This window comes from Brevibacterium sp. Z349TD_9 (assembly GCF_056173565.1).
In genome coordinates this window covers 480,708-503,415 of sequence record NZ_CM149680.1, presented here as the reverse complement: position 1 = coordinate 503,415, position 22,708 = coordinate 480,708, and the positions used below count along the sequence as shown (strand labels likewise).

The window sequence follows — 22,708 nt, the reverse complement described above, 5'->3', positions numbered from 1 at the left end:
CCTCGCTCCGTCGGCAGGTCAGAGTTCAGCGACGATGCCCCAACGGGCGAGTCGGGCCGCAAGCCAGTCGAAGCCGCCATCGTCACTGAGGTCGTCGAACGACTGCAGCAGGTCCCCCGGGCGGGCTCTCTCGAACACAGGGGCCGATCGCCCCGAGTCGAAGAAGACGAAGGCCAGCCCTGAGGGATCTCGCCGCGACACATAGCGGATTCCGTCGAAGCCCGCTCGCCAGGCGGTGCGCGCCCACGGAATCGTCTCCGCATATCGGTCCGACCCGGGAGATGTCAGTTCATCCGGCGGCAGGTTGAAAGTGTGCATGTCAGCGCCCGCCAGAGAGGCCACCCTGAGGTCCCGGCTCGCACGGACCTGTGCCAACACCCGACCGCGGAACAGCGCGCGTGGAAGGGCATCGGTGTCGTCAGGCGCGCGGTCGCGAAGCAGCATCTCCCAGAGCGCGACGTTCTCCGAGGGCGACGCATAGAGCGTCGGGACCGGCCTCGCGGGCACTGCATCGTCGAGGAAGAACGAGAACCGCGAAACTGGGAAGACATCGCCCTTCTGCGTCGCCCGGACTGCCAAGGACGTTCCCGGATTGAAGTCGTTCGGCGCACGGTTCGATGGTCCCGGCGAGTACACGCGCAGGAGAACGGTCCCTGCAGGAACCAGGTCCTCGGCGGGCTTGAAAGGGTCTGGCGGCGTCGCCACCGGTCGCGCCATCAGGCGTCCGCGAGGGCGGCCGCTGCCGTGGAGAGGAAGTCGGAGTCTCCCGCGCGCCGCGCCGGCAGGTCGCCTGAGAACCTCGGAGAGGGCGCGGCCGCCCAGATCGCGAAGTCTCGCCCCATTAATCCGAGCTCGTCGAGCACGGCAGCCATCGGAGCGACCCAATCACGGACGGCTCGGGTTTCGGGATCGATCTGGAAGGCGGGGTAGAGCGTCCTTCCTGCATGCTCGACGCGGATGAGGTTGCCGGATTTGGCGCGCTGAGCCGCCCAATTGCGACCGCGGCCGACATACTCAGCCATCTCACCCGCGCTGAGCAGACGCGTCTCGTCACTGCCCTCGAGCGCGGCCAGTCGTCGCTGGGATGCCGCCAAGCCCGCAGCGATGGCCGGGCTCGGCTGCGCGTCCGCGATGCTGCTCTGCAGTTCGCCCTCGAGCACCTCGAATCGCAGGAGGCGCAGATCGTCTTCGAGTTCGTCCAGACGGGTGATCGCAGCGTGGGGAGAGAGTCCTCTGAGCGAAGCGCGCAGAGATTCGACAGTGTCGTGGACCGGCTGTCCGCCCTCGGCGTCCGCCCACGACCCGAAAACTGCGCCCATCACCCACTCCAATCGTGCGTATCGTGCATTCCATTCTATTGCCTTAACTGCACGAATGGAACCGATCGAGCCACTGGGCGTCGCCGAGGCGGCGAGAAGCCAGCCCGGCAGGGCGACCAAGCACCCTTCCCGAGGAGGATCCGGTTCGAATCCCAGCCCGATCTCGCACTCGATCCTCCTCGGGGACGCGCCTCAGACCCGCCGCGCCTCGATGAGATTGCGGGTCGAGTGGGCGACGAACGGACCGTCGGAGGCGATGCGTTCATGGAGTTCGCGCAGGCGGTCCCGGTATCCCTCGACGGTGAAGCCGGGCACCCACCAGACGACCTTGCGCAGGAGGTAGACGACAGCGGCGACGTCGTGGATCTCGATGCGCAGGTCCACGGTCCGGAGGTCGACGACCTTGAGGCCCGCCGCCTCGGCGGCAGCGGCCTCGTCCTCGGGGTGCCGCGCCCGCCTGGCCTGAGGCTGGGGGCCGAGGAAGAACTCGATGAGTTCGAAGACACTCGCCGGACCGACGTGCTGGGCGAAGTACATCCCTCCCGGCCGGAGCACGCGAGCGATCTCCTCCCACCAGATCGTCGCCGGGTGTCGACTCGTCACGAGGTCGAAGGCGGCATCGGCGAAGGGCAGCGGGGGTTCGTCGGGATCGGCGACGACGACCACCCCGCGGGGATGGAGGAGGCTGGTGGCCCGTGCGATGTTCGGCGGCCACGATTCGGTGGCCACCGCCGTCGGCGGGAACCGAGCCGCCTCGGCGAGGACCTCTCCCCCACCGGTCTGGATGTCGAGCGACGCCGAGGCGGCAGCCAATCTCTCGGCCAGTTGCCGGGCGTAGCCCCACGGGGGCCGCTCCTCGGTGGCGCGGCCCTCGAGCCATGCGAAGTCCCAGCCGGTGACGTCGGCGTCGGCGCCGAGGGCGATGAGATCGTCGAAGGAAGTGCTCACCCCGCGACGATGGCGTCGATCGCGGCCGGGTCGGAGGAGCGGAGGAACTCCTCGATGCGCGCGGCTTCTTCGCTCTCCCCGATCCCCGCCGAGGCGCGGCCGAGGGCATAGAGCGCGCGGAGGAACCCGCGGTTGACCTCGTGCGACCACGGGATCGGACCGGCGCCGCGCCAGCCGGCGGCGCGCAGGGCGTCGAGCCCGCGGTGGTAGCCGACACGGGCATAGGCGTAGGAGTCGACGAGTCGTCCTTCGGCGTGGGCCTCATCGGCGAGCACCGCCCACGCGAGCGACGAGGCGGGGAGGTCGGCGACGATGTCGAGGGCCTCCTCACCGGCATCGAGGCGGCGCTTCGCCTCGACGTCGGGGTGGTCGTCGGGCAGGAACGTCGGCTGCGGGCCGAGCTGCCCGGCATCGAGGTTGCCGATGTGGGAGGGATTGCCGATGGGCTGCGTCATGGTCGTCTCCTGTTCGTTGGGCGAGCGGTGCGGATCCGCCGAGGCGGGTCCCCGGTCATCGTGTCACACTCAGTTCGTCTTCACGGTCGAGGGCAGGACCGCGTACGGGTTCGTCGCCAGCGCACCGATGACGCCCTGTGAGGCGAGCTCGTCGAGCTGCTTCTTGTCCGCGACTCCGGTCGCCCAGACCCCCAGACCCGAGTCCGTCCAGTCACCGGCATCGGCGGCGTCGACGGCGACCATCGTGTACCCCTGATCGGCGAGCTCCGTCTCCGCCGTGGCGGTCGGATCCCCGACGAACATCGCAGCGATCCCGGCATCGGCGGCGGCGCGGGCCACCTCGGCGTCGGCGGTGCGCACGATCGTCGAGGCCGCCATGTCCGCCTTCGCGATCGCGGCCAGGGCCGGTTCCGCGGTGGCCGTGTCGGGGATGAGCGGCACGACCACGGTGCTGCCGGCGACGGCGTCGAGCACCTGCTGCCACGTCATCGGCGTGCCCGGTTCGGTGCCTTCGCGCGGGGGTTTGATCGTCCTGTCCTCGAACTCATCGACGGTGAGCCCGCCGAGGCCGTCGGGCAGTCCCAGCGTCTCGGCGGCGGTCTCGGGGTCGGCGGCGACGACGGTGCCGTCGTCGAGGGTGGTCAGCGTCGGGGCCGGAAGGTAGCCGAACTTGACGTTCTCGGTGAAGGCGAGCTCCGAGTTCGGCGGGTAGACCTCCGAGCCGCCGTCGAGGGCGGCCACGGCCGGTGGGTTGAGGTCGTCGACGGTGAGCGTGTCCTTGTCGCCGAAGACGTTGACGAGGAGGACGATGATGAGGCCGACGACGACCACGGCACCGGCCCACAGGGGCGCGTTGAACTTCTTCGGCTCCGGCTGTTCGGGCATCGGGATGCGGTCCTCGCTCATCGGCTGCCGTCCTTCGTCGAACCGGCGCCGGTGACAAGGCCGCGGAGGAAGCCCGCCCCCCAGCACAGGTGCATCGTCGGGAGGATGAGGCCGAACCAGAACCGTTCGCGGCGTCCGCAGTCCTTCGCGGTTCCCGCGGCGGCGACGATGCCGGCGATATACGTGAGACTGGGGACGTGGACGAGTGAGGTGAAGCGCCGGACGGGCTTCGGCCACCGCTTCGTGCGCCCGGTCAGCTGGAGGAGGGCCTCGATGACGCTCGCGGACATGCCGAGGACGAGCAGCGGCGGCGCAAAGTACCGCAGCGAGTTCTTCGACCCGTACCGCCGGATGAGCTCGGCACGCCAGATGCCCGTCGCCCAGAACTGTCGGGCGATCTTCGACCAGGTGCCCCGCGGCCAGTACGTGACCTCCATGTCCGGGTTGAACCAGATCCGTCCCCCGGCCGAGCGGATGCGCAGGTTGAGCTCCCAGTCCTGTCCGCGTCGGATGTCCTCATCGAACCCGCCGAGGTGGTCGAACACCTCCCGGCGGTAGACGCCGAGGTACGCCGACTCCGACTCCCCCGCCTCGTCGCCGGAGTGGTAGGCGGGTCCGCCGAGTCCGATCGGGGACATGTATGCGCGGGCGACGGCCTTCTGGAAGGCCGACTTCCCGCGGGCGCGCATGAGCCCGCCGCAGTTGGCCGACTGCGTCTCCCGCAGGGTCTCGATGGCCTGGCGAGTGTAGTCGGGTTCGAGGCCCGAGTGGGCGTCGACGCGGATGACGATCGGGTGACGGGTGTGCCGGATCGCGCGGTTGAGTCCGATCGGAGTGGCGCCCTCGGGATTGTCGACGGTCTGGATGCGCGGATCGGCCTGCGCCATGCGGGCGATGATCGCGTCCGTGTCGTCGGTCGAGGGGCCGAGGGCGAGGACGACCTCCTTCTCGCCGTCGTAGTCCTGGGAGAGGACGGTCGTGATCGCCTGCCTGATGTGCTCGGCTTCGTTGAGCACGGGCATGATGTAGGAGACTCCGGGCTTCTCCGCCAGCGGGGGAAGCCCTTCGGGGGTGAGGGGGGTGAGAACGTTCGGCACGCTCTCAATCCTCCCATACCCCCACCTCGGCGGGCGTGCAGGAGGCCCTCAGCCTCGGGGAGGGTCTCACCGGTTCGCCGAGGCGGATGCCCAGCCGGTCAGTGCGGGCTGGAGGATCACTGAGAGCCGGATATGGGGGATGTCGGGGATGTAGGGTTCACCGAGCTGGAGACACGGCAGGCTCTCGTTGCAAGTTCAACGATCAATCTACTATGGGAACCCATGATTTCGGTCACGAATTCATAACTTTCACAAGATTCCCTGTGATTCGCCTGGCTGATTGCCCTCCGCTCACGGTACGGCTCCCCTGTGCGAACGCTGAGATCTCACGGGCAAGACCGCTTCCCACGCCACCGAATAGACTGCGAGAACCACGAAGCCGTTTCGGCGTGTCATACCAGGGCCTCGACCGTTCATCGACGTCAAGAACTCCTGCCGAGGGTCGCCTCTCACCCTCGCACCGCGGACATCAGACCTGGGCACAGACTCGGACGCCCGGCACCGCGCGCTCCCGACGCCGCACTCGAACGCCGGCGCGTCAAGACATCTTCCTGTTTTCGTTCCACAATTCGCGCCTCGATTGTTCAACAAAAAGCGGCCCCGGGAGTCCTCCCGGGGCCGCTGACCGTTTCCGGTCACTGATCAGTCATGTGCAGTCATCCCTCGATCACCCGCGCGCGACCGCCTCGACCGCGGCGGCGACTGCGGGGGCCACCCGCTCGTCGAGAGCTCCGGGGACGATGTAGTCCGGCGCGAGGTCGTCGCCGACGAGCGCTGCGATCGCACTGGCAGCGGCGAGCTTCATCTCCTCGGTGATGTACGTGGCGTCGGCGTCGAGCGCGCCGCGGAAGACTCCGGGGAACGCGAGGACGTTGTTGATCTGGTTGGGGAAGTCGCTGCGTCCGGTGGCGACGACCGTCGCGTACTGCGCGGCGACGTCGGGGGCGACCTCGGGATTGGGGTTCGACAGCGCGAAGATGATCGCGTCGTCGGCCATGTGGGCCAGCAGCTCGGGATCGACCGTGCCCGAGGACAGTCCGATGAACACGTCGGCTCCGTCGAGCGCAGTGCCCACTCCCCCGCTGATGCCGCGCGGGTTCGAGTTGTCGGAGATCGCCTGCTTCGTCGGGGTGAGGTCGTCACGCCCGGATTCGACGATGCCTTTCGAGTCGAGGACGACGATGTCGGAGACACCGGCCTCGTGGAGGATCTTCGTCACTGCGACGCCTGCGGCCCCCGAGCCGGAGATGACAACCTTGAGGTCGGAGATGTCCTTGCCGACGACCTTCGCTGCGTTCATCAGCGCCGCGAGGACGACGATGGCGGTGCCGTGCTGGTCATCGTGCATGACCGGAATGTCGAGGGCGGCCTTGACCCGGTCCTCGATCTCGAAGCAGCGGGGTGCGGAGATGTCCTCGAGGTTGATCGCCCCAAAGGTCGGGGAGATCCGCACAATCGTGTCGACGATCTCGTCGGCGTCGTTGGTGTCGATGACGATGGGGATCGCGTTGAGACCGGCGAAGCGCTTGAACAGCGTACACTTGCCCTCCATCACCGGCAGCGAGGCGGTCGCGCCGATGTCCCCGAGACCGAGCACCGCCGAGCCGTCGGAGATGACAGCGACGAGGCGGCCGGTCCACGTCAGGTCCTTCGCCCGCTCCGGTTCCTCGGCGATCGCAGTGCAGACCTTGGCGACGCCCGGGGTGTAGGCGATCGAGAGATCGCGCTGGGTCTCGAGCGGACGGGTGAGTTCGACGGCGAGCTTGCCGTGGTGGTGTCCTGCGAAGATCTCGTCTTCGGTGATGGCAGCTGCCGGAGTCTGTCCCTTGTCGCCAGCGGTCGGTGTCGTCATCGATGATCCTCATCGTCAGTGGGGACGGCCCGCCTCGGCGGCCGTCGTCGTGGTCTCAAATCGCAGGTCGGACCGGTGAGCCGGTCGGACGCTGGCACAGTCGCAGTCGCCGCAGGGTGGCCGGTGACGCCGCGCGCACCCTGCCGACCGGGGTGCGGGTCGGACGATCGCGCGCTCCACGACCGGCCCGCCTGAGGCGGGCCCGGACCTCCTGGGTCGGTCGTCGTGCCAGCATAACCCATGGATCGGACACGGAGGTGTCCCAGCTCACCCCGCCGAGGCGGCCGGTCCGCTCCGCCCGCACCCGTGCTCTCCGCGCGGCTGACGCCAACTCTCCGCGCGGCTCGCTCCAGGAAGTCCGGCCCGGACTCAGAGCGTGATACTCGACCCGTCGGGCAGGATCCGCCGGAGCATGTCGGCCATCGTCACCGCCCCGACGATGCGCTCGTCACGGGTGACGACGGCGAGCTGCTCGGCCTCGTCGCGCATGAGGGTGAGCGCCTCGTGGACCGGCAGTTCCGCGTCGAGGACGAGGCAGTCGCGGGTGAACTCCTCGATCCCGTGGTCGGCGGGCAGGAGGAGCACGTCGCGGACGTGGACGACCCCCGGTGCCTTCCCCGCGCGCTCGACGAGGATGCGCATGTGCCCGGACTCCGCCGCGAGGTCGCGCACCTGCCCGGCCGTCGCCGTCTCCGGCACCGAGGTCAGGGCACGCGTCCCGCCGGGCAGCAGGCTGCCCACGCTCATCCTCTGGAGTTCGAAGACGTGGGTGAGCTGGTCGCGGTAGGCGTCGTCGAGTTCGCCGGCGGCCGCCGAATGCTCGACGAGCTGCCGGATCGTATCGATGTCCTGCCCGCCGAGCGCCCGCGATTCCGCGGGTGTGTATCCGCTTGCGGCCACGAGCCTGTTGGCGACGCTGTTGACCCAGACGAGCAGAGGCCGCAGCAGCCACGCGAGGGCTCGGGCCGGCAGGGCGATGATCGTCGCCGCGAGCTCGGGGTGGGCGATGGCCCACGACTTCGGCGCCATCTCACCGATGACGAGGTGGAGGAACGTGACGAAGAGGAGGGAGAGGACGAAGGCGGCCGAGTCGGCGAGCCAGAACGGCGCGCCCACCGCGGTGAAGAGCGGAGCCAACCACGCGTCGACGGCAGGCTTCGTGATCGCACCGAGGGCGAAGGTGCAGATCGTGATGCCGAACTGGGCGACGGCGAGCATGATCGTCAGCTCATTCATTCCCCGCAGCGCCGCCCGCGCAGGCGCCGACGTCGACGCCTGCTCCTCGAGTCGGTGCCGGCGGGCGGCGAGCAGGGAGAACTCGATGATGACGAAGAACGCGCTGAGCACGATGAGTGCGATCGTGCCGACGATGACGAAGAGCGGTGCGTCGGTCATCGGTCCCTCCCTTCCTCAGCGGCGGACTCACCCGTGTCGCGGCCATCCGCAACAGGGTCGTCGGCGGCCGAATCGTCGGCGGCCGAGTCATCGGCGGTGGTCTCGATGAGCGTCACCCGCATCTGCCCGGGCACGTGCCGGTCGACGGTGAGCACTTCGACGTCGAGCTCGCGTTCGACGGGGTCGTCGGCGAGGAGGTCGGACGCCTCGGCGAGGACGGGCACGGTGACCCGGTCGCCCGCCTCGGGGAACCCGCCGCTCGTGGCGATGACGAGCCCCGCGAGGGTCTCGAAGTCGCCCTCGGGCAGGTCGTAGCCGACGATGCGGCGCACCTCGTCGAGCGGCATGCCTCCGTCGGCCATCCAGGTCCGCGGGGCCTCTTCGACCATCGCGGTGGGGCTCTCCTCGTCGTGTTCGTCGGTGATCTCGCCGACGAGCTCCTCGGCGACGTCCTCGGTCGTGAGGATGCCGGCGAGGTCGCCGTACTCGTCGATGACGCAGGCGAGCTGCGAATCGCCGCGGTTCATCTCCGCGAGCGCATCGGGCAGAGCCATGAGAGTGGGGACGACGACGGGCGGACGCATGATCGTCGTCACCGGAGCGTCCATCGGCTCACGCGTCCGCAGGAGGTCGACGAGTTCGACGACGCCGACCGGCGCCTCGGTCTCGTCGAGGACCGGGTAGCGGCTGTGCGCATGGGCCATGAGCTCGCGCAGCTTCCCGAGGGTGACCTCGTGGTCGACAGTGGCCACACGGGAGCCGGGGATCATCGCGTGTTCGACGTCGGCGTCGGGGAACTCGAGCACTCGGTCGATGAGGAGGGAGAGGTCTGCGGGCAGGTCGCCGGTCTGCCGGGACTCCTCGATGACGCGGCGGAGTTCGTCGGCGGACACGCTCGGGTCGACGTCGTGGACGGGTTCGACGCGCAGCAGCCTGAGGAAGAGGTTCGCGGCGACGTCGAAGATCGCGATGAGCCAGCCGAAGACGGCGAGGTAGATCTGCGTCGACCGGGCGAGGGCGAGCGCGAGGGTCTCGGGGGCGGCGATCGCAAGGTTCTTCGGGTAGAGCTCGCCGAAGACCATCTGCACGATCGTCGCGACGAGGAGCACGCCGACGGTCGTCACGGCGACGGTGACCGCCGGCGGGATGTCGAGTCCCCCGAGGAGCGCGCCGAGGGACTGGCCGATCATCGGTTCGGCGACGTAGCCGACGAGCAGACCGGTGACGGTGATGCCCAGCTGCGCGCCGGAGAGCATGAATGATGTGCGTTTGGTGACGGCGAGCGCCCGCTTGGCGGCGGGGTCCCCGGTCTCCGCGCGGGCTGCGAGCCGCGAGCGGTCGACGGACATGTACGCGAACTCCTGGGCGACGAAGTACCCGTTCGCGGCGATGATGATGAGGACGAGGACGCAGCCGATCGCCAACATCAGGAGTTCGGAGCCCATGGGGCGCTCACCCCCGCCCCGGCCGGCCGATCAGAGGCGCGACGATGCGCGCTCAGTTCACAGATCCAACAGTCGCCGGGGTCGTCGGACGACGACCCCATATCCGCGGTGGTTCCCACGTGCGGCTTCACTCCATTTCAGTTCTTGAAAAGTCAACTCTCCCCAGCGTACCAAGTTCCCCTGACGCGACAGGATTCTCACATCATCCTGCGTGGGACTTCTCAGCATCGATGTCGCCGAGGCGGCCGTCCGTCTCGTCGGCGAGCTCCCGCAGGTAGGTGCTGAATCCTCCGTGACAGCGACCGAGCATCCGCGCCGAGGTGACGACCCGGCAGTCGTCGGTCCGCCGGACGGTGCCCCCGACCGCGGTCACGGCGTGGACCATCGCAACGTCCTCGCCGAGGCGCAACGGCGGACATCCGCCGATCCGCACGAAGTGCGAGCCCCGGATCCCGAGGTTCGCTCCGAACACGTGGTTGTGTCCCTCGCCGAGGTGGTGCGCGGCGAACCATGCCTCGATGAGGTCGTCGTTGCCGACGTCGGCCCGGGGTTCGACGGTGCCGACGACACAGTCCGCGCCCTGTCCGGCATGGTCGAGGTGCGCGGTGATCCAGTTCTCGGGCACCCGGGTGTCCGCGTCGGTGAAGACGAGCCACGTGCGCTCGAGCACAGCCTCGTCGGCATCGACCGCGGCGATCGCATCGAGTGCCGCCTGTGCCCCGGCGTCGCGGGCGCGGCCGACGTTGCCGAAGGGCACGGTCATAGGAGTGACGACGGGGTGCCTGGCGGCGAAGCGCTCGATGAGGCCGGCGGTGCCGTCGGCGCATCTGTCGGCGACGGCGATGATCTGCACCGAGGACAGGGGGCTCGCGGCCTCGACGGCGGCGAAGAGCGCGGTGAGGCAGCCGAGGATCTCCGCTTCCTCGTTGTGGGCGGGCACGACGACGGCGACGTGGTCGATCATCACGCCTCCTCCCCTCCGACGCGCACCGTGCGGGAGACGTGGAGGACGTCGAGCCGGTAGTCGCCGACATCGTGGTGGAGACGAAGGGCATCCGGCCAGCGGCCGAGGCAGATGGCGTGGACCTGCGCGGCGTCGAGCGGCCAGTCCTCGATCTCCCCGGTCCAGTGGCAGAGGACGAGAATGAAGTCGTCGCGGGTCGACTCCGCGATCTGGTCGAGGGTCTGCTCGAGCTGCACGGGTGTGAGGTAGTAGCCGGTCTCGGCGAGGACAACGGCGTCGAAGCGGCCTGCCGGCCAATCGTCGGGCAGGGTGCCGTGGACGAAGTCGATGCCGTGCCCGGAATGCCGGCGACGCGCCTCGGCGAGCGCTGCGGAACTCGCGTCGACCGCGGTGACGTGGTCGGCGACCTCGGCGAGGGCACGGCTGAGCTCGCCGATCGAGCAGCCGATCTCGAGGATGTGGTCGAACCGTCCCTCCGGCAGGGCAGCGATGAGGGCGCGGCGTTTGGCGATCTCGTAGGCCGAGGTGCGCACCTCCCACGGGTCGGGTCGTTCGGTGTGCACGCGATCGAAGACCGCCTCGGCGGTGCGGGCATCGTTCGTCTCCCGCACCTGACCGGTTCCGGTGTGGTCGTCGGCAGATCCGAAGCGGGTGACGGCGAACGTGTCCCCGCCGCGGGCGAAGTGCGCGAGGAACTCTGCCGGGAGGATCGCCTCGTCTCCGGGCCGGTCCGACAGCGGTCGGATCTGCGAGGGATAGTGCGCCCACAGTCCCTGCCGGTCGAGGCCGGCGGGATCGGGGAGGAACGCCCACTCCCGCCACGCACGGTCGGTGGGGTCGGCCCAATGCCAGTACCAGATGGGGAACTCGAGCACCGTCGCCGACCGCCGCCGGCCGACCTCGAGGGCCGCCCGCCCGAGGGTCTCGTGGTCGCCGTGGCCGTCACGGCTGTACGGAGCGACGATCGTCACCGGGGCGGGCAGGGCGGAGACGGCGGCGTCCACCTCCGCGAGGATCTCCTCATACCGGGCCGGAAGCCCACCGTCGCCGAGGTCGAGGAACCGCGCCGTGATCGACCCTCCCAGCCCGGTGAGGGCGGAGTCGAACTCGGCAAGGCGGATCTCCCGCAGCTGCTCGGGGGTGTGCGTCGGGGACTGCGGGTGGGAGTTCTCCCCAGCCGTGCACAGAAGGACATCGACGTCGCGCCCCTCCGCACCGAGGCGGGTGAGCAGTCCCGGACAGCCGAGGGCCTCGTCGTCGGGGTGGGCGAGGAGGACGACGACGGACCCGCCCGGCAGGGTGTCCGGCGCGAACCGGGGCAGCTCGGCGACCCCGGCCTCCGCCCACGCGTCCTCCGGGGTCGTCTCGTCGAGGTGGGTGAAGGTCATCGTGGTGTCGCGTCGGCGACGATCGCCTCGCCGAGGGAGGCTTCGTCGCGGGGGCCGTGGTGCTGGCTGAGGTAGACGGTGAGGTCGGCGTCGGCCTTCGCGAACTCTCGGTCGCCGGTGAGCGCTGCGGGACCGGCGAGTTCGCGGCTGAGCTCCTGGATGCGCTGGCACGCGCGGTAGACGAGGTTGCGCACGCGCAGGGCCTGGGTCCACGAGTCGTCGTGGGAGTCGATGTCGCCGCTGCCGGCGAGCTGCGCGGCGTGGGCGAGGACCGTGCGGGCGGCCGTGATCTCCGTGTCGATCTGTCCCAGCGTCATCGCCCCCAGGGGTGAGGGCTGGGGCCTTCCGAAGTGGCGCTGGGCTGCGTTGCGGGCGAGCCCGAGCGCCCCGCCGAACCAGCACGCCGCGACGCGGATGCCGCCCCACGCGAACCCGGGCCGCTGCAGGTACCACTCAGGCGGTCCGACCGCGGTGGCACGCGCGCCGTCGAAGACGATGGGGCCGCTGGGGATCTCGGCGAGCCCGAGGGCCGGCCAGTCCGCCTCGGCGGGGTGGACCCCGGGCCCGGTGAGGTCGACGGCCACGGTCTGTCGGGCCTCGCCGAGGCGGACGGAGACGATGGCGTGGGTGAGCTCGGTCGCGAGCGAGCACCAGGCCTTCTCCCCGTGGAGGACGAGCGTGCCGTCGGCCGCCGGGGTCGCGGTGACGACTCTGCCGGGGATCTCGGCGGCGAAGACGCCCCATGAGGACTCCGGCCCCGGGGTGGGGTGTCCCGCCTCGGCGAGGATGCCGAGGGCGTCGATGTGGGGTTCGAGCATGCGGGCGACGGCGACATCAGCGGAGGCGATCGCGGTGAGCGCATCCCACTGCTTGAGCGCCGAGGAGGTGCCGGTGAGGTTCCAGAACCCCTGGAGTGCTGCGAGTCGCGTGGCCAGTGGCGCGGTGCTCGTGACGAGTTTGAGGAATTCGTCCTCATGGGGCGAATCGGTGCCCGGCCGGTACCAAGGCTTGGTGAGTTCGGTGAGGGCTCTGACGAGCGGTGTGTGCATGGGCGGGACTCATCCCTTCGATCGGTGGGGCGGTTCCGAAGTCGACAGTCGAGGACCCGTCAGGACCTGACCGTCATGATGTGAGGCCGGCGCCACCTGGCTGCCGTCGGCGGCCCGCGCCGACGTCGGCGCGGTGGTCCGTTCGGTGGGGGCGGCTCGGGTCACGAGTCCTTGGTCGTGCGGATGCGTTCGATGAGGTCGTCGAGGCCGTCATCGAACTCGCGGTCGGAGTGGTCTTCGGCGAGCATGTCCTGGAGGCGGTTGAGCGTCGGGTAGTTCCCGAGGCTCTCACTGCTCTCCCCGCCGTCGGCGTCGTCGTCGATCTCGGAGGCGATGTCGATGCCGAGCGCGGAGACCTCGAGGACGAGGTGACCGAGGAGGAAGCTCGTGAAGGCCTTGTAGGCGTCGACGACACGGTCGTCGGAGAAGCCGTAGTCCTGGAGCGTGGAGAGGAAGTAGTCGACCCAGCGCACGCTGCGCAGCGGCGGGCGCAGCCACGGCGCCTCCGGCGGTTGGGTGATCATGAGCGGGAACATCCGCGGATGGCTGAGCGCGAGGTCGCGCATTGCGTTCGCGACGAACCGCAGAAACGCCTCCCATGATGCGGGCTGCTCCTGCATCAGCTCGTCGTCGAAGAGATCGTCGATGAGCTCATCGACGGCCAGCGAGACGAGCTCTTCGCGTCCCGAGACATAGTTGTACAGGGCCATTGCCTCCACCTCGAGCGACATCCCCAGTCGGCGCATGGACAGCGATTGCACACCGAACTCATCGATGAAGGCAATCGCCGCCCGGACGATGTCCTCTTGGCGCAAGCGCTGACGGGCCATTACTACTCCTGGAATCACTGATCCCGGTCGGGGAGGCCGATGCCACCCCGACCGCGATCTGTCGCGAGGTCCTCGTTCGTGCCCGAACCGTCGGACCGGCGTCGGCGGCGGGCGCGTTCACTGCCCAGTTTAGTGCACTGAACGCGCCCGCCGAGATGACCTGCGACCAAGTGTTCACAGGTCAGCGACTCACGCGTTGGTCGCGCGCGAACGACCGGTGATCAGTCCCCAGATGAGGAGGACGATGATCGAACCGCCGATGGCGCACAGCCACGTCGAGAGCGAGAAGAACGCATTCATCTCAGCGCCGAAGATCAGCCCGCCGAGCCATCCACCGACCAGGGCGCCGATGACGCCGAGGATGAGGGTGGCGATCCAGCCGCCGCCCTGCCGACCGGGCAGGATGGCCTTGGCGATGGCACCGGCGATGAGGCCGAGAATGAGATAAGCGATGAAACCCATAAGTAACTTCCTTCAACTGCATAATGGGATCCGGTGGGCCTCTGAGTCCGCCGCGACCGTATCGGTCGCTCGTGCTCACAGGAGTCGCGGATCAGCGGCCTGGCCTTGGTTTCCAGGGCCAGGAGATCAGCGCGGAGACAAGCCGCCTCGCTACTTTCTTACACTGTAATCCCACTGGGATCCCAATGCCAACAAAAGCCATGAGACCGCCGCGAGAAGGCGATTCACCGGCAAGTCGACCAGGGTTCATTTTTTCGGCTTTACGACGTAAAGTAGAGGGCGGTATTCTCGTCGCGAACAGGCAGCGCCTCCCGGTGCGCCCGGCCCCGAGAATCGCGGCAGCCGTCCGGCCGTCGCTGAGAGATCATCGTGTCCACACAAGCACAGCGCCACAGGTTCCTTGTCGTCGCCAACCGGCTGCCCTGCCAGCGGGCCGCCGACGCCTGGCGGTCCTCTCCCGGCGGTCTCGTCTCCGCCCTCTCCCCCGTCGCCCAGCGCCACGGCGGCGCGTGGGTCGGCTGGTCCGGCGTCGCCGACGACGAGACCGAACCCGAGCAGCAGTCCGACATGGCGCTCATCCCCGTGCGGCTGAGCGCAGACGAGGTCGAATCCCATTACGAAGGGTTCGCCAACAGCACCGTCTGGCCGCTCTATCACGACCATGTCGTCGCCCCGCAGTTCAAGCGGTCATGGTGGGAGGCCCACCAGCGGGTCAACCGTCGCTTCGCCGAGGAGGTCGCCGCCTCGGCGGCACCCGATGCGCTCGTGTGGGTCCATGACTATCAGCTCCAGCTCGTTCCCGGACTCGTCCGCTCGATGCGCTCCGATGTGCGCCTCGGGTACTTCTCGCACATCCCGTTCCCGCCCGTCGAGCTCTTCGCGCAGCTGCCATGGCGGACCGAGGTGCTCTCGGGCATCCTCGGCGCCGACGTCATCGGCTTCCAACGGCAGGCCGACGTCGAGAACTTCATCGCCGCGTGCACCCGCATCCTCGGCGTCGACCCGCGCGAGGACGGCACCATCGTCGGCGCCTATCCGGTCTCCGTCGACTCCGAGCACATCGGCACGCTCGCGAAGAGCGCCGTGCGCGACGGGGCACCGTCCCGGATCCGGTCCGAGCTCGGCGATCCGGAGACCGTGCTCCTCGGCATCGACCGACTCGACCACACGAAGGGGATCCTCGAGCGGCTGCTCGCCGTCGAGGAGCTCTTCGACGACGGCACCCTCGACCCGGCGACGACACGGTTCGTCCAGATCGCCGTACCCTCACGTGAGGCGATCCCGGCCTACCGTCAGCTGCGCGCCGACGTCGAACGGACGGTGGGGCGAATCAACGGGAAGTTCGGCGGCCTCGGCGGGGCGAGCATCCACTACCTCCACCGCGAGTACCCGTTCGACGACGTCGTCAAGTGGTACCTCACCGCCGATGTCCTGCTCGCGACCTCGCTGCGCGACGGGATGAACCTCGTCGCCAAGGAGTATGTCGCCGCCCGGCGCGGCCGCGGCGGGGTGCTCGTCCTCTCGGAGTTCGCCGGTGCCGCCGATGAGCTCACCGAGGCCCTCATCGTCAACCCGCACGACCGCGATGCGCTCAAGGACGCGATCGCCGAGGCGGTGGCGACGGAGGCGGCGAGCGCGCACTCGCGCATCGAGGCGATGGCGACGACGGTGGCAGATCACAGTCTCTGCCGGTGGGCCACCCGGTTCCTCGACGACCTCGAGGCCGCGGTCCACGAGACCCCCGGAGCCCTGCCGAGGCTGAGCGCCCTGCAGTGAGGGGGCAGGCAGTGACGCGCCGACGGTGGCCTGCCGCCGCGGTCCTCTCCGCGCGCCCCTACGCCCAGCGGTACTCGTACTCGGGGCGGCCCGGGGTGCCGTGCCGGGGCTGCTTGACCGCCTGCCGGGTGGTCACGAGGTGTTCGAGGTAGCGACGGACCGTGACCCGGGAGAGGTCGAGCGCCCGCCCCACCTCGGTCGCCGACACCGGCGCCGGTGCCTCCCGCACCGCCGCCGAGACCGTCTCGAGCGTCTCCTCGATGAGCCCCTTGGGCAGGCGCCCCGGGGCGACCGACCTAAGGGCGCTGAGCGCGCTGTCGACCGATTCCTGCGTCGCGAGCTCGCCTCCCCCGCTCAGACCCCGCCGGAACGCTCGCTGGTTCTCGAGCTTCTCCCGGAACGCGGCGAACGCGAACGGTTTGATGAGGTACTGCGTGATCCCCACCGCGATCGCCGAGCGGATCACCGGCAGATGCCGCACCGCGGTGATCGCGATGATGTCGACCCCGGTGTTCCGACTCGTCATCCGCTTGGCCACCTCCAGCCCGTGGGCGTCGACGAGGTTCATGTCGAGGAGGACGAGGTCGACCGGCCTGCCCTCTGCGGTCAACGCGTCGAAGCGCTCGAGTGCCGCAGTCCCGCCGAGGCTGATCCCGGCCACCGTGAAGCCGGGGACCCGCCGGACGAAGTCCGCGTGGGCCTCTGCCGTCATCGGGTCGTCCTCGACGATGAGGACCCGCAGGTCGTTCTCCTCAGCGGCCATCGGTGCGCTCCCGCCCCTTCCCTGTCACTGTCTCTGTCTCCGTCGTCGTCTCATCCCCCTCGCCGAGGCGGTCGTTCCCTGCCGCCGGATCGTCGGCCCGTGTCACCGGCAGCGTCACCGTGACGATCGCCCCTCCGTCGGATTCGACCGTGAGCTGCCCGCCGAGGCGGGCGACCGCCTGCCGGACGAGCGCGAGGCCGAACCCTCGCCCGCCGGGGTGCGCGGCCTCGGCTTTGCCTGTGGCGCCGAGGCGGAGCATCGCGTCGATCTCCGTCTCGTCGATGCCGGCACCGGAGTCGGCGATGGTGATGATGAGCTCGCCGTCGGCGGCGACGAAGTCCGCCCACACGGGCCGTTCCGCCGAGTCCGCGGCGGCGTCGAGGGCGTTGTCGATGAGGTTGCCGGCGATCGTGACAAGATCGCGGGCGTCGAGGCTGCCCGGCGGCAGCTCCCCGGTCGCGGAGACGGTGAGTTCGATGCCGCGTTCGTGGGCCTGGGCGGCCTTGCCGACCATGAGCGCGGTGATGAAGGGTTCGTCGAGGGAGTCGACGAAGGTGTCGGTGAGCCGCTGGGACTCCTGTTCGTCGCGGACGGCGAAGTCGACCGCCTCGGCGCTGCGCCCGAGTTCGATGAGCGTCGAGACGGTGTGCATGCGATTGGCGTGCTCATGGGTCTGCGCGCGCAGCGCCTCGGAGAGGGTCCGCATCGTCTCGAGCTCACCGGTGAGTTCGGTGAGGTCCGTGCGGTCGCGCAGGGTGACGACGGTGCCGCTCGCCGCGGAAGCCTCCCCCTGCCGGGAAGCGCGATCGTGAGGCTGTGTGGCCCGCTTCTGGTTGAGGACGAGGACACGATCGGCGGTGAGGTGGGTTTCGTCGACGGCGACCCGACCGGAGTCGAGGAGGTCACGGATCGAGGTCGGCAGCGCCACCTCGGCGAGGGGAACCGGCTCATCGTCGGTGGGACGGGGAAGGTCGAGGAGGGCGGCGGCCTCATCGTTGTAGAGGACGAGCTGTCCGCGGTCGTCGACGAGGATGAGGCCCTCACGGAGTGAATGGAGCGCGGAGTCGTAGAACGCGAAGAGCCGTTTGAGCTCCTCGGGCCCGTAGCCGAGGGTGACACGGCGGAGGTAGCGGCTGAGGATCCACGCGCCGAGCCCGCCGAGGGCGATGGCGACGGCGGCGATGATGAGGATCTGCGGCAGCGCCGCGGCGTGGGTGAGCGAGATCGTCTCGAGGGTGACGCCGACGGCGACCATCGCGGTGACTCCACCGGTGTCGTCGACGATGGGGACGATCGCCCGCACCGAGGGACCGAGGGTGCCGACGTACTCCTCGGTCTCGGCCCGCCCGGTCAGGGCGGTGTCGATGCTGCCGATGTAGGGCCGGCCGATCTCGTCGGGATCCGGGTGGGTGTAGCGGGTGCGGTCGCGGTCCATGATCGTCACGAAGTCGACGTCGGCGGTGTCGACGACGGTCTGCGCGTACGGCTGGAGCCGGGCGGACGGGTCGGGGCCGGTCACCGCCTCGGCGACGAAGGGGTCGTTGGCCAGGGTCTCGGCGATGCTGAGGACCCGGTCCGCGGTCGCATCCCGCGCGGAGTCACGGGCGGTGAGGTAGCTGGTGACGCTGAGGACCGCGCACACGGCGACGATGAGGACGAGCTGGAGGACGAAGAGCCGCCGCGCCAAGGGCACCGACCGGCGCCCGGACGTGCGTGATGTCGCCATCGTCTCTCCTTCCCACCGAGACAAGCTTCGCACGCCCGCCCGGCCATGAACACTATGAACGCAACCGTGACAGGCGTCACGACCCTTGCCACTCTGGGTGAGCGAAAAACCCATCGATCACTCAATGAGGAGACAAGGCAATGCCGCCTGAGAACACGACCCCCGCGCCCACAGCGCAGACTCCTGCGAAGAAGCGGGACCGCACCCACTGGCTCTACATCATGGTCATCGTCGCCGTGGTCTCGGGAGCCGCGATCGGCCTCATCGCCCCGGAGGTCGGCATCGCGCTCAAGCCGCTGGGCACGGCGTTCATCGCGCTCATCAAGATGATCATCGCCCCGATCATCTTCTGCACGATCGTCCTCGGCGTCGGATCGGTCGCGAAGGCCGCGACCGTCGGCAAGGTCGGGGGTCTGGCGATGATCTACTTCCTCTGCATGGCCACCCTGGCGCTCATCATCGGCCTCGTCGTCGGCAACATCATCCACCCCGGCACCGGGCTTCAGCTCAAGCCGTACGAGGATGCCGCCGGCGGGGAGGAGAACGCGACCGTCGTCTTCCTCCTCGGCCTCATCCCCGGGGACATCCCGGTGCTGCCGACCCTCGTCCTCGCCCTCCTCGTCGGGTTCGCCCTGCAGTCGATGGGCCAGGCGGGCGAACCGGTGATCACCGGCATCCGCCACATCCAGGCCGTCGTCTTCAAGCTCATGATGATGATCATGTGGGCAGCCCCCGTTGGCGCCTTCGGTGCCATCGCCGCGGTCGTCGGCGCCACCGGGTGGGCGGCGATCGGGTCGATGGCCGTGCTCATGGGCGCCTTCTACCTCACGTGCGCGCTCTTCATCGTCATCGTCCTCGGCGGTCTGCTCAAGATCGTCACCGGACTCAACATCTTCCTCCTCATGAAGTACCTCGCCCGCGAGTACCTGCTCATCTTCTCGACCTCGTCGTCGGAGTCGGCGCTGCCGCGTTTGCTCGCGAAGATGGAGCATGCCGGGGTCTCGAAGCCGGTCGTCGGCATCACCGTGCCCACCGGGTACTCGTTCAACCTCGACGGCACTGCGATCTATCTGACGATGGCCGCGCTCTTCGTCTCGAGTGCGATGGGCATGCCGATGGATCTTGGGCAGCAGATCTCGCTCCTCGTCTTCATGATCATCGCCTCGAAGGGTGCGGCCGGTGTCACCGGTGCCGGGCTCGCGACCCTTGCCGCCGGTCTCCAGGCGCACCGGCCCGAGCTGCTTGACGGCATGGGCGTCATCGTCGGCATCGACAAGTTCATGTCCGAGGCCCGCGCGCTGACGAACTTCACCGGCAACGCCGTCGCCACCCTGCTCATCGGCCGGTGGACGAAGGAGCTCGATCTCAACCAGGCGCGGGCGGCGCTCGACGGGTCGAGTCCCTTCGACGAGCTCAGCCTCGACCCGGAGAACCACGGCGGCACCGTCGAGTCGCCCGAGGTGGAGGCACCGGAGTCCGGGTCACCGGCCACGCTGTCGCGGACGTGAGCGCGAGATGACGGCGGACTGAACAGTTGCCCATCCGACGGGGCGGAGGCGCGATTGCGCCTCCGCCCCGTCGTGTTCGCTCCCTTTGTCCTGCCGGTGGCGATAGAGTTTGAGGTGCGTCAGTGAGCCTCTCACCTCCCCTTCCACCTGGATCTCGTCCGTGGTCGGCGACTGAGGTGTGAGTCCGCACGGGGTCGATTGCCGTCGGCTTCCCGGGTCGGGTTCACCGACGCGGAGAATCGAGAGGCGCTGAGAGGGGAACGGCGATGGTCAAGCTCAAGACGGTGGCATCGGCCCTGGGGTCGCTCGGCGACATCAACAAGGCCCGGGCGGCGTTCGACGACTCCTCCCGCAAGCTCACCGACGAGCAGGCGTTCCCGCCCGCCGACATCCGCCCCTCGGCCAGTGGCGCACGGATGATCGCTCTGCGCGTCACCACCCCGGCTGGGTCCGGGTCGGCTCCGGTCGAACCCGGCGCGACGGCGGACTCGAGCGTCAACGACCTCTTCGCCCTCGTCCATGTGCCGGCGACCGGTGACACGGCAGGATTCCTCGCCCTCAACCCGTCCGTCGAGATCGAATCCGGGCGCAGCCTCGCCTCCCTCGTCGACGAGGGCGGGTGGCCGGTCTTCGTCGCCATCGCCGAGGAGGTCTTCGGGGTCCGCGTCGACCATGTCGTCGAGCTCTCCGCCGAGGCGCTCGGCAACGTCATCGACGTCATCGGTCCCGTCGCCGTCTACGGTCGGACCGCGTTCGTGGCTGGGGGTACGTCGTTCGTCGAAGGGACGAACGCCCTCGACGGCGCCGCCGCGGTGACGTTCGCGTCGGCGGCTGTCGTCGACGATGCCGGGCAGACGCGCACCCGCAATCAGCGGGCGCTACTGCGCGCCCTCGTCCAGGCGCTGCGGCAGGGCGGGCTGGCGAAGGATCCGGCGAAGCTCACCGCGGTGCTGGGCGCGGTGTCAGCCGGGGTCCGCACCGATCGTGGGCTGACGACGATCGAGTTGGGGAAGTTCGCCAATGTCATCCGGCAGATCCCGCAGGACGACGTCGTCGCCGTCACGGTGCCGGCGACCTCGGAGCGCCTCGAGGACGGCACGGTACGAGTGTCCTTCGACGCCGAGGCGCTACCGGCTCTCCGGCAGGCGCTCGGCGGGCATGACCTCAAGGAGTTCCTCCGCTACGTCGCGTCGCTCGGGTACTGAGGCGAAGCCGAGAGAGTGCGAGCCGCGTCAGTCCCTACTCATGATGAACACGGTCGCTGAACTCGCGGCGAGGTCGATGCGCAGGTCGTTGTCGTCCGTGGGGCTCGCTGTCGGGGTCGGCCCGCTGTAGGGAACACTGTCGGGCAGCGGGTTCGCGGGGATGACCTCGGTGGCGTTCGTCGCTTCGTTCGAGGGTCCGTAGATCTGGGAGGCCCGGTCGACGGAGAAGCCGTCGGGGATCTCGAGCGTGACAGGGTTGCCGCCGATGTCAGCGGCGTCGTTGGCGTTGATGACCGTCGTCACCAACGTCTTCCCGTCGTTCTTCGTCACGGTGTAGGCGCTCATGTTTCCGCCGCCGTCGATGCCCGTCTTCGTGAAGGTGCCGCCGATGCTCGGGACGAGGAGGCGCATCGCCGCGAAGTGCGGTCGGCCTTGGAGAGTGGACGACGCGGTGCCGTGGTCGGCGGGGTCGCAGACGAGCGACATCGGGGCACCGCCGTTGCAGGCGCCGAGCATCGAGTGCATGGCCAGGCGATCGACGCCGAGGGAGGCGGCGTAGAGGGTGAAGTCGGCGGCCCAGAGGGACATCGCGTTGGTCAGGGAGGTGTCGTTCGTGCCGCCGCAGCTCGTCGGGCCGGTCTCCTCGAGCCAGAGCGGGAGGCCGGCGGCGTCGGCCTTGGCCAGGCCGATCTCGAGGTTCTCCTTCGCCGCTGCCTTCGCGGACGGGGCAACGAGGTTCTCCGCCTGCGGGCCACGGCCGGGCACCTGCGTGGAGTCGCATTCGTAGAGTTGGTACCAGTGCTGCGCGATGGCGGTCGTGTTGTCGACATCAGCTCCGACGAAGGCGTCCATCCAGGCGCCGTCGTAGGCGTCGGGGCCGATGATGGGGGCGTCCGGGCGCTTCGCGTGGATGGCGTCGGCGTAGGCTTCGAGCTGCTTGACGTATTCGCCGCGGTTCCAGCCGTCCCCGCGGACGGCGCCGTTGGGCACGTCTGTGACGGTGTAGCCGTTGGGTTCGTTGCCGATCGCCAGTCCCACGAGGGAATCGCCGAGGATGTCGACGGCGTTGACCGCCATGTCGGCACCACGTTCGGGGTCGTAGGTGCCGAGCGGAATGCCGATCGTCACGGTCGAGCCGGTGGCGTCGACGAGCTTCTTGAGGTTCCTCAGGTTGTCAGGCGTGACCGCCACCTGCTCGGGCTTCGGCGGGGTCTCCCCTGTCGATGTCCAGAACGTCCGTCGGTCGAGTCCGTTGCCGCCGAATCGCAGCGCCGGGCTGCCGAGGGATCTGAGCAGATCGTCGAGGTTGGATGCCGCCGGGTCGAGTCGCGGATCGGCGAGGTCGGTCGCCTCGAACGAGATGCCGATATTCGATGCGCCGAAGTCCTCGCCCTCTGCGTCTTCGCTGATGGCGATCGTTCCGGCATCGCCGGGCGGTCCGGAACCGAGGTTCTGGGTAAACACCGTCGGTGTAGGACTGGGCGCCGTCTGAGACGAATCCGTTGCGGAGTCCCTCGTCGCCGGGTTGAACGAGCATCCCACGATCACCAGCGCTGACGCCAGCGCACCAACGACCTGCAGAGTTCGCTTCACGTTTCACCACCCCGGCAGACTCTTCGGCATCGACATCCGACAGCCTGC

The 22,708-nt window shown here is 69.1% G+C and carries 20 protein-coding genes; 3 read left to right on the top strand and 17 right to left on the bottom strand.

Annotated features, from left to right (window positions below):
* Nucleotides 1–18 precede the first annotated feature (18 nt).
* The 14 genes from AC0VYB_RS02170 to AC0VYB_RS02105 form a co-directional block, all read right to left on the bottom strand.
* Complete coding sequence (locus AC0VYB_RS02170) at nt 19–717, bottom strand: RES family NAD+ phosphorylase (RefSeq protein ID WP_095375058.1); 699 nt, start codon at nt 715–717, stop codon at nt 19–21.
* Nucleotides 717–1,319 carry a hypothetical protein gene (locus tag AC0VYB_RS02165; RefSeq protein ID WP_095375059.1) on the bottom strand — a complete coding sequence of 201 codons (603 nt, stop codon included), beginning with the start codon at nt 1,317–1,319 and terminating at the stop codon, nt 717–719. Before AC0VYB_RS02165 ends, AC0VYB_RS02170 begins: the two co-directional genes overlap by 1 nt.
* A 192-nt stretch (nt 1,320–1,511) precedes the next feature.
* Entirely contained in the window at nt 1,512–2,267 is a 756-nt protein-coding gene (locus AC0VYB_RS02160; protein WP_095375060.1) for a class I SAM-dependent methyltransferase, read from the bottom strand.
* On the bottom strand, nt 2,264–2,722 hold the full coding sequence (locus AC0VYB_RS02155; protein WP_095375061.1) for a DUF3151 domain-containing protein: 459 nt from the start codon (nt 2,720–2,722) through the stop codon (nt 2,264–2,266). Before AC0VYB_RS02155 ends, AC0VYB_RS02160 begins: the two co-directional genes overlap by 4 nt.
* A 69-nt stretch (nt 2,723–2,791) precedes the next feature.
* Complete coding sequence (locus AC0VYB_RS02150) at nt 2,792–3,628, bottom strand: hypothetical protein (protein ID WP_095375062.1); 837 nt, start codon at nt 3,626–3,628, stop codon at nt 2,792–2,794.
* Nucleotides 3,625–4,704, bottom strand: coding sequence for a glycosyltransferase family 2 protein (locus AC0VYB_RS02145; protein ID WP_095375063.1), 1,080 nt, complete (start codon nt 4,702–4,704; stop codon nt 3,625–3,627). Before AC0VYB_RS02145 ends, AC0VYB_RS02150 begins: the two co-directional genes overlap by 4 nt.
* Nucleotides 4,705–5,371: 667 nt before the next feature.
* The gene (locus AC0VYB_RS02140) at nt 5,372–6,556 is read right to left on the bottom strand and encodes an NAD(P)-dependent malic enzyme (RefSeq protein ID WP_259801630.1); all 1,185 of its coding nucleotides are present in this window, start codon (nt 6,554–6,556) and stop codon (nt 5,372–5,374) included.
* 369 nt (nt 6,557–6,925) lie between these two features.
* The gene (locus AC0VYB_RS02135) at nt 6,926–7,951 is read right to left on the bottom strand and encodes a CNNM domain-containing protein (protein WP_101624432.1); all 1,026 of its coding nucleotides are present in this window, start codon (nt 7,949–7,951) and stop codon (nt 6,926–6,928) included.
* Entirely contained in the window at nt 7,948–9,396 is a 1,449-nt protein-coding gene (locus AC0VYB_RS02130) for a hemolysin family protein (protein ID WP_475384995.1), read from the bottom strand. The genes AC0VYB_RS02135 and AC0VYB_RS02130 overlap by 4 nt, the downstream gene beginning before the upstream one ends.
* 202 nt (nt 9,397–9,598) lie before the next feature.
* Complete coding sequence (locus AC0VYB_RS02125) at nt 9,599–10,360, bottom strand: glycosyltransferase family 2 protein (protein WP_475384994.1); 762 nt, start codon at nt 10,358–10,360, stop codon at nt 9,599–9,601.
* Nucleotides 10,360–11,748, bottom strand: a complete 1,389-nt coding sequence (locus AC0VYB_RS02120) for a PIG-L family deacetylase (protein ID WP_475384993.1) — start codon at nt 11,746–11,748, stop codon at nt 10,360–10,362. Before AC0VYB_RS02120 ends, AC0VYB_RS02125 begins: the two co-directional genes overlap by 1 nt.
* The gene (locus AC0VYB_RS02115) at nt 11,745–12,797 is read right to left on the bottom strand and encodes an acyl-CoA dehydrogenase family protein (protein ID WP_101624430.1); all 1,053 of its coding nucleotides are present in this window, start codon (nt 12,795–12,797) and stop codon (nt 11,745–11,747) included. Before AC0VYB_RS02115 ends, AC0VYB_RS02120 begins: the two co-directional genes overlap by 4 nt.
* A 161-nt stretch (nt 12,798–12,958) precedes the next feature.
* Nucleotides 12,959–13,627, bottom strand: a complete 669-nt coding sequence (locus tag AC0VYB_RS02110) for a TetR/AcrR family transcriptional regulator (protein ID WP_063249994.1) — start codon at nt 13,625–13,627, stop codon at nt 12,959–12,961.
* Nucleotides 13,628–13,816: 189 nt separating this feature from the next.
* Nucleotides 13,817–14,089: a GlsB/YeaQ/YmgE family stress response membrane protein gene (locus tag AC0VYB_RS02105; RefSeq protein ID WP_009380367.1), complete on the bottom strand. Its 273-nt coding sequence runs from the start codon at nt 14,087–14,089 to the stop codon at nt 13,817–13,819.
* 369 nt (nt 14,090–14,458) lie between these two features.
* Between AC0VYB_RS02105 and AC0VYB_RS02100 the strand changes: the two genes are divergently transcribed.
* On the top strand, nt 14,459–15,865 hold the full coding sequence (locus AC0VYB_RS02100) for an alpha,alpha-trehalose-phosphate synthase (UDP-forming) (protein ID WP_475384992.1): 1,407 nt from the start codon (nt 14,459–14,461) through the stop codon (nt 15,863–15,865).
* Between the two features lie 58 nt (nt 15,866–15,923).
* Here the strand turns inward: AC0VYB_RS02100 and AC0VYB_RS02095 are convergent, their stop codons facing one another.
* Together AC0VYB_RS02095 and AC0VYB_RS02090 are read right to left on the bottom strand one after the other, a co-directional pair.
* Nucleotides 15,924–16,628 carry a response regulator gene (locus tag AC0VYB_RS02095; protein ID WP_259788330.1) on the bottom strand — a complete coding sequence of 235 codons (705 nt, stop codon included), beginning with the start codon at nt 16,626–16,628 and terminating at the stop codon, nt 15,924–15,926.
* A complete protein-coding gene (locus AC0VYB_RS02090) occupies nt 16,618–18,354 on the bottom strand; it encodes an ATP-binding protein (protein WP_475384991.1) in 1,737 nt (578 codons plus the stop codon). Before AC0VYB_RS02090 ends, AC0VYB_RS02095 begins: the two co-directional genes overlap by 11 nt.
* 140 nt (nt 18,355–18,494) lie before the next feature.
* On the opposite strand from AC0VYB_RS02090, the gene AC0VYB_RS02085 reads away from it, so the two are divergent.
* Nucleotides 18,495–19,862 (top strand): cation:dicarboxylate symporter family transporter, encoded by a 1,368-nt coding sequence (locus tag AC0VYB_RS02085; protein WP_475384990.1) that lies wholly within the window; start codon nt 18,495–18,497, stop codon nt 19,860–19,862.
* 266 nt (nt 19,863–20,128) lie between these two features.
* Nucleotides 20,129–21,067, top strand: a complete 939-nt coding sequence (locus AC0VYB_RS02080) for an LCP family protein (protein WP_475384989.1) — start codon at nt 20,129–20,131, stop codon at nt 21,065–21,067.
* Nucleotides 21,068–21,094: 27 nt separating this feature from the next.
* On the opposite strand, the gene AC0VYB_RS02075 is transcribed toward AC0VYB_RS02080, so the two are convergent.
* Nucleotides 21,095–22,531: a hypothetical protein gene (locus tag AC0VYB_RS02075; RefSeq protein WP_475384988.1), complete on the bottom strand. Its 1,437-nt coding sequence runs from the start codon at nt 22,529–22,531 to the stop codon at nt 21,095–21,097.
* Nucleotides 22,532–22,708 lie beyond the last annotated feature (177 nt).

What these genes read in the sequence shown, in the direction of transcription:
- AC0VYB_RS02170 (WP_095375058.1), bottom strand. Translation starts at nt 717, where the DNA reads ATGGCGCGACCGGTGGCGACGCCGCCAGACCCTTTCAAGCCCGCCGAG.
- AC0VYB_RS02165 (WP_095375059.1), bottom strand. Translation starts at nt 1,319, where the DNA reads ATGGGCGCAGTTTTCGGGTCGTGGGCGGACGCCGAGGGCGGACAGCCG.
- AC0VYB_RS02155 (WP_095375061.1), bottom strand. Translation starts at nt 2,722, where the DNA reads ATGACGCAGCCCATCGGCAATCCCTCCCACATCGGCAACCTCGATGCC.
- AC0VYB_RS02150 (WP_095375062.1), bottom strand. Translation starts at nt 3,628, where the DNA reads ATGAGCGAGGACCGCATCCCGATGCCCGAACAGCCGGAGCCGAAGAAG.
- AC0VYB_RS02140 (WP_259801630.1), bottom strand. Translation starts at nt 6,556, where the DNA reads ATGACGACACCGACCGCTGGCGACAAGGGACAGACTCCGGCAGCTGCC.
- AC0VYB_RS02135 (WP_101624432.1), bottom strand. Translation starts at nt 7,951, where the DNA reads ATGACCGACGCACCGCTCTTCGTCATCGTCGGCACGATCGCACTCATC.
- AC0VYB_RS02130 (WP_475384995.1), bottom strand. Translation starts at nt 9,396, where the DNA reads ATGGGCTCCGAACTCCTGATGTTGGCGATCGGCTGCGTCCTCGTCCTC.
- AC0VYB_RS02125 (WP_475384994.1), bottom strand. Translation starts at nt 10,360, where the DNA reads ATGATCGACCACGTCGCCGTCGTCGTGCCCGCCCACAACGAGGAAGCG.
- AC0VYB_RS02120 (WP_475384993.1), bottom strand. Translation starts at nt 11,748, where the DNA reads ATGACCTTCACCCACCTCGACGAGACGACCCCGGAGGACGCGTGGGCG.
- AC0VYB_RS02115 (WP_101624430.1), bottom strand. Translation starts at nt 12,797, where the DNA reads ATGCACACACCGCTCGTCAGAGCCCTCACCGAACTCACCAAGCCTTGG.
- AC0VYB_RS02110 (WP_063249994.1), bottom strand. Translation starts at nt 13,627, where the DNA reads ATGGCCCGTCAGCGCTTGCGCCAAGAGGACATCGTCCGGGCGGCGATT.
- AC0VYB_RS02105 (WP_009380367.1), bottom strand. Translation starts at nt 14,089, where the DNA reads ATGGGTTTCATCGCTTATCTCATTCTCGGCCTCATCGCCGGTGCCATC.
- AC0VYB_RS02095 (WP_259788330.1), bottom strand. Translation starts at nt 16,628, where the DNA reads ATGGCCGCTGAGGAGAACGACCTGCGGGTCCTCATCGTCGAGGACGAC.
- AC0VYB_RS02090 (WP_475384991.1), bottom strand. Translation starts at nt 18,354, where the DNA reads ATGGCGACATCACGCACGTCCGGGCGCCGGTCGGTGCCCTTGGCGCGG.
- AC0VYB_RS02085 (WP_475384990.1), top strand. Translation starts at nt 18,495, where the DNA reads ATGCCGCCTGAGAACACGACCCCCGCGCCCACAGCGCAGACTCCTGCG.
- AC0VYB_RS02080 (WP_475384989.1), top strand. Translation starts at nt 20,129, where the DNA reads ATGGTCAAGCTCAAGACGGTGGCATCGGCCCTGGGGTCGCTCGGCGAC.